General features: G+C 65.2%; 7 protein-coding genes and 1 tRNA gene. 1 reads left to right on the forward strand and 7 read right to left on the reverse strand.

Translation table 11 applies throughout. The features are described from left to right. Positions 1-110: 110 nt before the first annotated feature. A complete protein-coding gene (locus N5J73_RS18095; RefSeq protein WP_049444781.1) occupies positions 111-1,127 on the reverse strand; it encodes an isoaspartyl peptidase/L-asparaginase in 1,017 nt (338 codons plus the stop codon). A 105-nt stretch (positions 1,128-1,232) separates the two neighbouring features. Beyond that, complete coding sequence (locus N5J73_RS18100; protein WP_049444778.1) at positions 1,233-2,252, reverse strand: cyanophycinase; 1,020 nt, start codon at positions 2,250-2,252, stop codon at positions 1,233-1,235. A 170-nt stretch (positions 2,253-2,422) separates the two neighbouring features. Here N5J73_RS18100 and N5J73_RS18105 point away from each other — a divergent pair, with 170 nt between their 5' ends. Next, complete coding sequence (locus N5J73_RS18105) at positions 2,423-5,161, forward strand: TonB-dependent receptor (RefSeq protein WP_049444776.1); 2,739 nt, start codon at positions 2,423-2,425, stop codon at positions 5,159-5,161. A gap of 614 nt (positions 5,162-5,775) precedes the next feature. Here N5J73_RS18105 and ychF read toward each other — a convergent pair. The 5 genes from ychF to N5J73_RS18130 form a co-directional block, all read right to left on the reverse strand. Further along, entirely contained in the window at positions 5,776-6,867 is a 1,092-nt protein-coding gene (gene ychF / locus N5J73_RS18110; RefSeq protein WP_014036087.1) for a redox-regulated ATPase YchF, read from the reverse strand. A 141-nt stretch (positions 6,868-7,008) separates the two neighbouring features. After that, on the reverse strand, positions 7,009-7,587 hold the full coding sequence (pth, locus tag N5J73_RS18115; RefSeq protein ID WP_049444772.1) for an aminoacyl-tRNA hydrolase: 579 nt from the start codon (positions 7,585-7,587) through the stop codon (positions 7,009-7,011). Positions 7,588-7,635: 48 nt separating this feature from the next. After that, the gene (locus N5J73_RS18120) at positions 7,636-8,253 is read right to left on the reverse strand and encodes a 50S ribosomal protein L25/general stress protein Ctc (RefSeq protein WP_049444770.1); all 618 of its coding nucleotides are present in this window, start codon (positions 8,251-8,253) and stop codon (positions 7,636-7,638) included. A 110-nt stretch (positions 8,254-8,363) separates the two neighbouring features. After that, positions 8,364-9,323 carry a ribose-phosphate diphosphokinase gene (locus N5J73_RS18125; protein ID WP_005415400.1) on the reverse strand — a complete coding sequence of 320 codons (960 nt, stop codon included), beginning with the start codon at positions 9,321-9,323 and terminating at the stop codon, positions 8,364-8,366. 139 nt (positions 9,324-9,462) lie between these two features. Beyond that, a tRNA-Gln gene (locus N5J73_RS18130) sits at positions 9,463-9,539 on the reverse strand.

A 9,539-nucleotide genomic window follows, 5' to 3' on the forward strand; every position in this document is an offset into this window, starting at 1 on the left:
GCGTTGCGGTGTGTGGTGGTGAGCCGCTTATTCTGCTGATGGGACGGGGGGCTGTCAACGCTTTTTTCCACTTTTTTCACACGCTGTCGCAAACCCATTGATACGCAAGGTTATTGCTCCGGGACCGGCAGGGTCTCGTTGGCGAAAATTGCGACATGAGGGACACCGTCGGCGCCAATCCAGCCCCGATACATGCCCTGGGTGTTGAACGGCGTGGCCATTTTGCCGTCTGCGCCGAGCACGATCGCACCGCCGTCGCCACCCATCTGCGGAATCGCCTCGTTGATCACGCCCTTGCCTGCCTGTTCCGGGCTCTGTCCCTGGTAGCGCATGCGCGCGCAGATCTCGTGTGCGGCAGCAGTGCGGATGTAGTACTCGCCCCAGCCGGTGCCCGATACCGCACAGCGCGCATCGGCCCAGGTGCCTGCACCGATGATCGGCGAGTCACCCACCCGGCCATAGCGCTTGTTGGTCATGCCGCCGGTGGAGGTACCGGCGGCCAGGTGCCCCTTTGCATCCAAGGCGACCGCACCGACGGTCCCGAAGTGCTTTGCGGTCTCCAGATCGGCGTGTGCCTGGCCACTGGCCTCTTCCTTCAGTGCACGCTGCAGCTGCTGCCAGCGCTTCTCCGTGCGGAAGTAGGAGGGATCGACCAGAGACATGCCCTGCTCGGCCGCGAAGGCTTCGGCGCCCTGCCCGACCATCATCACGTGCCTGGATTTCTGCATCACGGTCTGCGCCAGCAGGATCGGGTTGCGCACGCGCTGGACGCCTGCCACCGCGCCCGCCGCCTGGCTTGCGCCATCCATGACAGCCGCATCCAGCTCGTTATGGCCGTCGTGGGTGAACACTGCGCCCTTGCCGGCGTTGAAGGTGGGGTCGTCCTCCAGCACGGTGATCGCCGCAGTGACCGCTGCAAGCGCCGGGCGACCGGCCGCCAGTTCGGCATGGCCCTTCAGCAGCGCAGCGCGCAACGCATCGCGCGCAGCCTTCTCTTCGGACGGCGACAGGTCCTTGCGCTCGACACCGGCGCCACCGTGGATGACCAGCAGCGGTGAGGTGGCCGGCGCGGCCTGGGCAAGCATGGGCAGGGACAACAGTGCGGACAGCGCCAGGCGCAGTTTCATCGGGTACGTCTCCAGCAGGACGAGGGAATGGATTGCAGGGTAGTGCCGGCCGCTGGCCGGCAACTCACCTTCCCTGACGCGCCCCTTGCCGGCCAGCGGCCGGCACTACCGAAGCGTGAACTCCATTTGGCCGTCGCTGATGTCTGCCACCGCCTGATAGTCGGCGTCGGCCTGGACGTCATCCAGGCGCATGCGGCTGCCACTGGCGACCACGGTTACCGGGACGGCACGGAAGCGCAGCGGCTCGCCTTCCACCAGACGGTCGGCATCACGACCGGGGCTGACCACCCAGACCTTGCCTTCGCCATCGGCGCTGTAGACCTGGGCCTGGCCATCGGGCTCCACGCACAGGGCGGTGTCCTCATCAACGCCGATGCCGACGATGTCGGGATCACCGCTGTCCTGGGCGGCGCGCGCCACGAACACGATCAGGCGGCCGAGCCGATCGCGCTTGTCGAAGTGGGTGTCGGTGACCACGCGCTGCAGGTAAGGCATCTGCAGGAAGCCACTGTCCATGGTCACCGCGCTGCCCATCGGGTCGGCCAGCGCACCCGCGGAGGTGATGCTGCCGCCGTCCATCGCGCCGTAGGCATAGCCACCGAGGATGGCGAGCCCGGCACTGGTACCGGCAATTGGCTTGCCGGCGCGCACATGGGCGTTCAGCGCGCGGTTGAGCGCAGTGCCCTTCCAGAAGCGGATGTAGCGCGACTGGTCACCACCGGCAATGAAGATGGCATCAGCTGCGGCAACCACGCGCAGCACGGCCGGATCGTCGGCGCCGCGGCGGCTGTCGAAGACCAGCGTCTGCACTGCGGTGGTCCCGCCGATCTCGCGATACAGGCGGTCCTGCAGCTCGTCACTGCCAGAAGCGCGCAGGATCAGCACGCGGCCATTCCCGGCCTGCTTCAGCCACCACTGAAAGGCTTCCGGCACCCATTCGCCACCGCCCATCAGCATCATGGCTGGCGCGCGCGGACCGGGCCGGGGTGCGTCGAGATCCCCGGTTTCGTAGTAGGCGAAGCCCGGACCCTGCAGGTCCTGCGCAAGGGCGGCCAACGGCATGGCCAACACCAGCAGCGCCAGCCAGGCAAAGGGGGTAGGCAGGGTCCGATGGAGGCGTCGCATGTTGATCTCCCTGAACAGAATCGACTTGCAAGCGTTTTCACTCTTTGCCAGATAGGGGTCCAGTAGTCAAGGACATAAAAAAGGCGTTAAATGCGCGCGCCCATTCCGGAAATCTGAATGGGGGACAGGGCCCCTCCTCTGCGGGCCGGCTTCATTTCCGAGAATTCCTCATGCGTAGAAAGGCGATGGCGTGGTCGATCCAGCTGGCGTTGATGGGCGTGGCTGCTTCTGCGGCGGCCCAGGCACCGGCTTCCTCCTCGGTTCGACAACTGGATGCGGTGCAGGTCACCGGTTCGCGCATTCCGCGCGCCCAGGTGGAAGGCCCCGCCCCGATCACGGTGATCAACGCCGAACAGATCCGCTCCAGCGGCTTCACCAGCGTGCCGGACGTGCTGCGTGCGATGACCCAGAACGGCGGTGAGACGCAGAGCCAGCAGTCCTCCAGTGGCGCCGATTTCTCGCCGGGCGCCCAGCAGGTGGACCTGCGCGGCCTGGGCCCGAACCACACGCTGGTACTGGTCAATGGCCGCCGCATCGCCGACTTCCCGATGCCGTTCAAGGGCCGCAGCAACTTCACCGATGTCTCCAACATCCCGCTGGGGATGATCGAGCGCATCGAAGTGCTGACCGGCAGCGCCTCGGCCATCTACGGCTCGGACGCGATCGCCGGCGTGGTCAACTTCATCCTGAAGAAGAAGGCCGACGGCACCACCATCGACATGCGCATGGGCACCACCAGCGAAGGCGGTGGCGAGTCGTTCGACATGAGTCTCGCCAGCGGTTTCAGCCGCGGCAATTTCAACGCGGTGTACAGCGTTGAGCTGCAATCGCAGACCCCGCTGTGGGCGTACGAGCGCGATATCCAGGATTCGACCCAGGACGGCCCGACAGAGGGCTCGCGCATCGCCCGCCGCGCTTACCTGCGCACCGACTACAACGATGACTACCTGGACCCGGGCGCGGCCAGCTGCGAAGCGCTGGCTGGGCAGAACCAAGGCAGCACCTACCGCGCCTACCGCCCGCGCTATGGCTATTACTGCGGAAGCGACAGCTCGATCGGCTACGGCACCATCCTCAGCAAGCGCCGTGGTGCCAATGGCTACGCCTCGCTGAGCTACGACTTCGACAATGGCCAGCAGTGGTTCGCCGATGTGCAGCTGGGCTACCACACGATGTCGCTGATGCGCGACGTCACCAAGTGGGGCCGCATGGATGCCAATGGCGATGAGTCGGGCTACTTCAACAACGAAGCCACCGGCGAGATCGAGTTCTGGCAGCGCCAGTTCTCGCCCGAGGAAATGGGTGGCCTGCGCAACGCCATGGTGCGCAGCACGCAGAAGACCTTCAGCGTGACAACCGGCTTCAAGGGCAACCTGGCCGGCAACTGGGACTACGAAGCGGCGCTGAGCCATTCGCAGTACCAGTCGCGGATCAGCTGGGCGCAGATCATCGCCGCCAAGGCCAATGACCTGTTCCTCGGCCCGCAGCTGGGCGTGGATGACGACGGCTTCCCGATCTACAACGCCGACCCGTCACGCCTGTACCGGCCACTGACCCGCGCCGAGTACGATTCGATCGCCGCGCGTACCACCTACACCCCGAAGTCGCGCACGGAGACCGCCGCCTTCACCCTGACCAACTCGGCCCTGTTCGGCCTGCCGGGGGGCGACGCCGGGTTTGCCGCGACCGTGGAGGTGGGCCAGCAGGCCTACTCGCTGAACCCCGATCCGCTGGCGACCGAGTACTACTACTACAGCTGGAAGGATTCGGACGGCAAGGGTTCGCGCAACCGCTGGGCGACCGCTGCGGAGCTGCGCATGCCGCTGCACGAGACGGTCAACCTGAGCGTGGCCGGCCGCTACGACCAGTACCGCTATTCCGGCCACACCATCGGCAAGGCGACCTGGAGCGGTGGCCTGGAATGGCGCCCGATCGACACGCTGCTGGTCCGCGGTTCGTATGGCACCGCGTTCCGCGCGCCGGACCTGCACTACGTGTTCGCCGGCCCGGGCAACGATGAGACCACCGCCGAAGACCTGTACAGCTGCCGCGCCGACGGCGCCACGGACTGCGCCGACTACGAACGCAACCTGATCCGTAGCCGCACCGGCAACCGCCAGCTCGACCCGGAAACCAGCACGTCGTGGAGTGCCGGCTTCGTCTGGTCGCCGGCGATCGGCCTGGATCTGTCGGTGGACTGGTTCGACATCGACATGCGCAACCAGGTGCAGGACATGGACGTGCGCACGATCCTGGCCAACGAAGCGAACTGCCGCCTGGGCAGCGCCGACATCACCTCGCCGACCTGCGTGGATGCGCTCGCCCGCATCACCCGCAGCAACGACGGGCGCCTGTATGGCGTGCGCGTGGAGCCGATCAACGTCGCCCGCGAGTCCACCTCCGGCATCGACGTCGGCCTGCGCTACCGCCTGCAGACGGGCATCGGTGATTTCATCTTCAACGGCACCCACACCTGGGTGAAAAAGCATGACTTCCAGCGTTATCCGGGTGATCCGATCCAGGACCAGTTCGCGGTCAACAGCAACTTCGACATCCCGCGCACCAAGACCAGCCTGAGCGTGACCTGGGAGAGGGATGCGTGGTCGGCAACGGTGTACGGCTCGCGCCTCGGCAAGCTGCCGACCTCGGACAGCTACGACCAGGTATTCACGTGGGACAGCGGTGACAGCCCGTACATCAAGGCGACGTACCGCTACAACGCTTCGCTGCAGTACCGCTTCGACGACCACTCGCGCCTGTCGCTGTCGGTGGTCAATGTGTTCAACAAGATGCCGCCGAAGGACCTGACCTATACGGCCTACCCGTACTACGACGTGTCCTGGTTCGACAGCGTCGGCCGCACCATCAACCTGCAGTACACCCACAAGTTCGGTGGCAGCGCGCTGTAAGGCACGCCGCATTGCAGAACGTGGACGACAAGGCCCGCCACTGGCGGGCCTTGTTGTTTGCAGTTCTGCTAGATGCCCACCTTGGTGGGCACTGTTTCGCCGCGCCCACCAAGGTGGGCGACTACCAGAGCGGGCCATCTGGGGTTTTCCACACCGCACGTGGAAAGCAATGGGAACTTGGTGTGGACAAGTGGGTTCGAGCGTTGCGGTGCAGGCGTTTCCGGACGTGGTGATTTTTTGTCCACGGCCCCGATTGTTTTCCACACGGTACGTGGAGAGCGATGGGAACTTGATGTGGACAAGTGGGTGCGAGCATTGCAGCGCAGGCGTTTCGAAGCGCGGTGAAAATTTGTCCAGGTCGCGCGGGCGAGCCCCTTGTAGAGCCGAGCCCACGCTCGGCTCCGGCTGGCATCAGCCGAGCATGGGCTCGGCTCTACATCAGGTTCGTCGGTTTTCCACACCTGGCGTGGAAAGCGATGGGAGTTTGCTGTGGACAAGTGCCGGCGAACGTCACGCCGCAAGCGTTTCGCGGCGTGGTGATTTTTTGTCCATCGCCAGAAACGCAAACGCCCCGCACAAGGCGGGGCGTCCGGGGTCGATCCGATGCCGCTGGATCAGACGTTGAAGCGGAAGTGCAGGATGTCGCCTTCCTGCACGCGGTATTCCTTGCCTTCCAGGCGCAGGCGACCGGCTTCCTTGGCGCCGGCTTCGCCCTTGTACTTGATGAAGTCGTCATACGCGATGGTTTCGGCGCGGATGAAGCCCTTCTCGAAGTCGGTGTGGATGACCGCGGCAGCCTGCGGGGCGGTGGCACCCTTGCGCACGGTCCACGCGCGGACTTCCTTCACGCCAGCAGTGAAGTAGGTCTGCAGGCCGAGCAGGCTGTAGGCCGCGTTGATCACGCGGTTCAGGCCCGGCTCGCTCAGGCCCAGGTCGGCCAGGAAGGTATCGCGGTCTTCGTCATCGAGCTGGGAGAGCTCTTCTTCGATCGCGGCCGACACCGGCACCACCTGCGCGCCTTCGGCGGCGGCGTGCGCGCGCACGGCTTCCAGGTGCGGGTTGTTCTCGAAGCCGTCTTCCAGCACGTTGGCGATGTACATCACCGGCTTCAGGGTCAGCAGGAACAGGTCGCGCACCAGCGCCTTCTCTTCCTCGTCCAGGCCCACCGAACGGCCGGACTTGCCGTCGGACAGTGCCGCCTGCAGCTTGGCCAGCACCGGCTTGCGCGCCGCCGCGTCCTTGTCACCGCCCTTGGCCGCGCGTTCGGCACGGTTCAGCGCCTTCTCGACGCTGTCCAGGTCAGCCAGCGCCAGTTCGGTATCGATGGTTTCGATGTCCGAGATCGGGTCGACCTTGTTGTTGACGTGGATGACGTCGGCGTTCTCGAAGCAGCGCACCACATGGGTGATCGCATCGACTTCGCGGATGTGCGCCAGGAACTTGTTGCCCAGCCCTTCACCGCTGGCGGCACCGGCCACCAGGCCGGCGATGTCGACGAACTCGACCGCGGTCGGGATGACCTTCTGCGGATTGATGATCGCTGCCAGCTCGTTCAGGCGCGGATCCGGCACCGGCACGATGCCGACGTTCGGCTCGATGGTGCAGAACGGGAAGTTCGCCGCGGCGATACCCGCCTTGGTCAGCGCATTGAACAGGGTCGACTTGCCGACGTTGGGCAGGCCGACGATGCCGCATTTGATACCCATGGGTGACAGCTCTCTGGGGTGAAAGTGATTGGGGAAACAGCGACGTGGGCGCTGCTTTTCCAATCATTCTCCGTACCGACCAACGATCGGTACCTACCGGTCTGGTTGACTCCGTACCGGCCAACGGTCGGTACCTACCGGTTATTTCGGGGTGTGCAGCCGCTTCATCGCTTCGCTGAAATCGCCCTGTACCGCCAGCGGCATCACGTCGATCGCATCGTCGATGGCGCGCGCGATCAACACGTCGTCGTCCTTCGACGGGCGGCCCAGTACCCAACCCACCACGCGGTCCTTGTGGCCGGGATGGCCGATGCCCACGCGCAGGCGGTGGAACTTGCCGTGGCCGAGCAGGCGCATGGTGTCACGCAGGCCGTTCTGGCCGCCGTGGCCACCGTCGAACTTCAGCCGCGCCACGCCGGGCGCCAGGTCCAGTTCGTCGTGGGCCAGCAGGGTTTCTTCCGGCTCGATCTTCCAGAACCGCTGTGCGGCGGTGACCGACTTGCCGCTGAGATTCATGAAGGTGGCGGGCTTGAGCAGCCACACCGTCTGCCCGGCGATCTCGACCTTGGCGGTCTCACCGAACAGCTTGCTGTCCACATTCCATCGCGCACCGGCTTTTTCCGCCAGGGCCTCAACGAAATGAAACCCGGCATTGTGCCGGGTCCGGGCGTGTTCCGATCCGGGATTGCCCAGACCGACGATCAGTCGCAGTCCTGCCATGGTTCCTTCCAGTACGGTGCCTGCCCGGAGGCAGGCACCGCAGCGGTATTACTCGGCGGCAGCCGCTTCTTCGTCAGCCGCGTCGACCTTGCCGGCCTTGGCGGTGACGATGGCGTCGTCGTGGTCCTTGCCCAGCGCCAGGGCCGGGATTTCCACGCCCTTCGGCAGCTTGATGTCGGACAGGTACACCACGTCACCGGCCTTCAGCTCGCCCAGGTCGACTTCGATCGACTCCGGCAGGTCCTTCGGCAGGCAGGTGATGGTCACTTCCTTCAGTTCGTGGGTGACCACGACGTCGGCAGCCTTGCCGGCCGGCGAGGTGTCTTCGTTGATGAAGTGCAGCGGGACCGAAGCGGTCAGGGCTTCGTTCTCGTTCACGCGCTGGAAGTCCAGGTGCATGATCAGCTGCTTGTACGGGTGGCGCTGCATGTCACGCAGCAGGACCTTCTGCACCTGGCCGTCCAGGTTCAGGTCCAGGATCGAGGCATAGAACCACTCGTTCTGCTGGGCCAGCCAGATTTCGTTGTGGTCCAGGCTGATGGCGACCGGCTCGGCGTTGCCGCCGTACACGATGGCCGGGATCACACCCGCGTGACGCAGGCGGCGGCTCGCACCCTTACGCTGCAGTTCACGCTTGGTGACCTTGATTTCATGGGTCTTCGACATTTTCGACTACTCAGGTTGTTGCCTCGCCTTGCGGCTTGGCGGTTGAAGATGCTTCCGCGACCAGAAGCACCCGGGGTATGCCCCCGCCGTTGCCGGCAGGGACGAAAAACTCAGTCGACGTACAGCGAGCTGACCGACTCGCCGAAGGCGATGCGGCGCATCGTTTCGGCCAGCATTTCCGCCACGCTCAGCTGGCGGATCTTGCTGCACACCCGCGCTGCGTCCTTCAGCGGGATGGTGTCGGTCACCACCAGCTCGTCGAGCTGGGAATTGGTGATGTTGTCCACCGCCGGGCCCGACAGCACCGCGTGGGTGCAGTAGGCGGCGACCTTGAGCGCACCGCGCGCCTTCAGGGCAGCGGCAGCGGCGCACAGGGTGCCGGCGGTATCGACGATGTCATCGACCATCACGCAGGTCTTGCCTTCGACGTCACCGATGATGTTCATCACGGTGGAGACGTTGGCGCGCGGGCGGCGCTTGTCGATGATCGCCAGGTCGGCGTCATCCAGGCGCTTGGCCACCGCACGGGCGCGGACCACGCCGCCCACGTCCGGCGACACAACGATCAGGTTCTCGGTGCCGTAGGCGCGCCAGATGTCGGCCAGCAGCAGCGGGGACGCATACACGTTGTCCACCGGAATATCGAAGAAGCCCTGGATCTGGTCGGCGTGCAGGTCGACGGTCAGCACGCGATCAGCGCCAGCGGTGCTGAACATCTTCGCCGCCAGCTTGGCGGTGATCGGCACGCGCGAGGAACGCATGCGGCGATCCTGGCGCGAGTAGCCGAAGTACGGCACCACGGCGGTCACGCTGGCCACCGATGCGCGCTTGAGCGCGTCGATCAGCACCAGCAGTTCCATCAGGTTTTCCGCGCTCGGCGCGCAGGTCGGCTGGATCACGAAGACGTCCTGCTTGCGGACGTTCTCTTCGATTTCCACCTGCACTTCGCCATCGGAGAAGTGCGAGACCAGCGCCTTGCCCGGGCGAACCCCCAGTTCCTTGCAGATGTTCTGCGCCAGACGTTTGTTGGCGTTGCCGGAAAAGACCAGCAGGTTCGGGGACTCTTGCATCATGATTGTCTCGGGCGGGGACGAGTGGCGGGGATCCGGGGTCGGCAAGGACCCGATGGACCCTTGCTGCTGACAACACCGCGGTTGTTTCCACGTCCCGCGCAGGTGATGCGCTGGAAGGCGCGGACACAGCCGCTATTGGCAGGGGCGGTAGGATTCGAACCTACGAATGCCAGGATCAAAACCTGGTGCCTTGGGCCTCTTGGCGACGCCCCT

The organism is Stenotrophomonas sp. GD03654, assembly GCF_029845105.1.
Classification (GTDB): domain Bacteria; phylum Pseudomonadota; class Gammaproteobacteria; order Xanthomonadales; family Xanthomonadaceae; genus Stenotrophomonas; species Stenotrophomonas africana.

What these genes read in the sequence shown, in the direction of transcription:
- N5J73_RS18125 (WP_005415400.1), bottom strand. Translation starts at nt 9,323, where the DNA reads ATGCAAGAGTCCCCGAACCTGCTGGTCTTTTCCGGCAACGCCAACAAA.
- N5J73_RS18095 (WP_049444781.1), bottom strand. Translation starts at nt 1,127, where the DNA reads ATGAAACTGCGCCTGGCGCTGTCCGCACTGTTGTCCCTGCCCATGCTT.
- N5J73_RS18100 (WP_049444778.1), bottom strand. Translation starts at nt 2,252, where the DNA reads ATGCGACGCCTCCATCGGACCCTGCCTACCCCCTTTGCCTGGCTGGCG.
- N5J73_RS18105 (WP_049444776.1), top strand. Translation starts at nt 2,423, where the DNA reads ATGCGTAGAAAGGCGATGGCGTGGTCGATCCAGCTGGCGTTGATGGGC.
- pth (WP_049444772.1), bottom strand. Translation starts at nt 7,587, where the DNA reads ATGGCAGGACTGCGACTGATCGTCGGTCTGGGCAATCCCGGATCGGAA.
- N5J73_RS18120 (WP_049444770.1), bottom strand. Translation starts at nt 8,253, where the DNA reads ATGTCGAAGACCCATGAAATCAAGGTCACCAAGCGTGAACTGCAGCGT.
- ychF (WP_014036087.1), bottom strand. Translation starts at nt 6,867, where the DNA reads ATGGGTATCAAATGCGGCATCGTCGGCCTGCCCAACGTCGGCAAGTCG.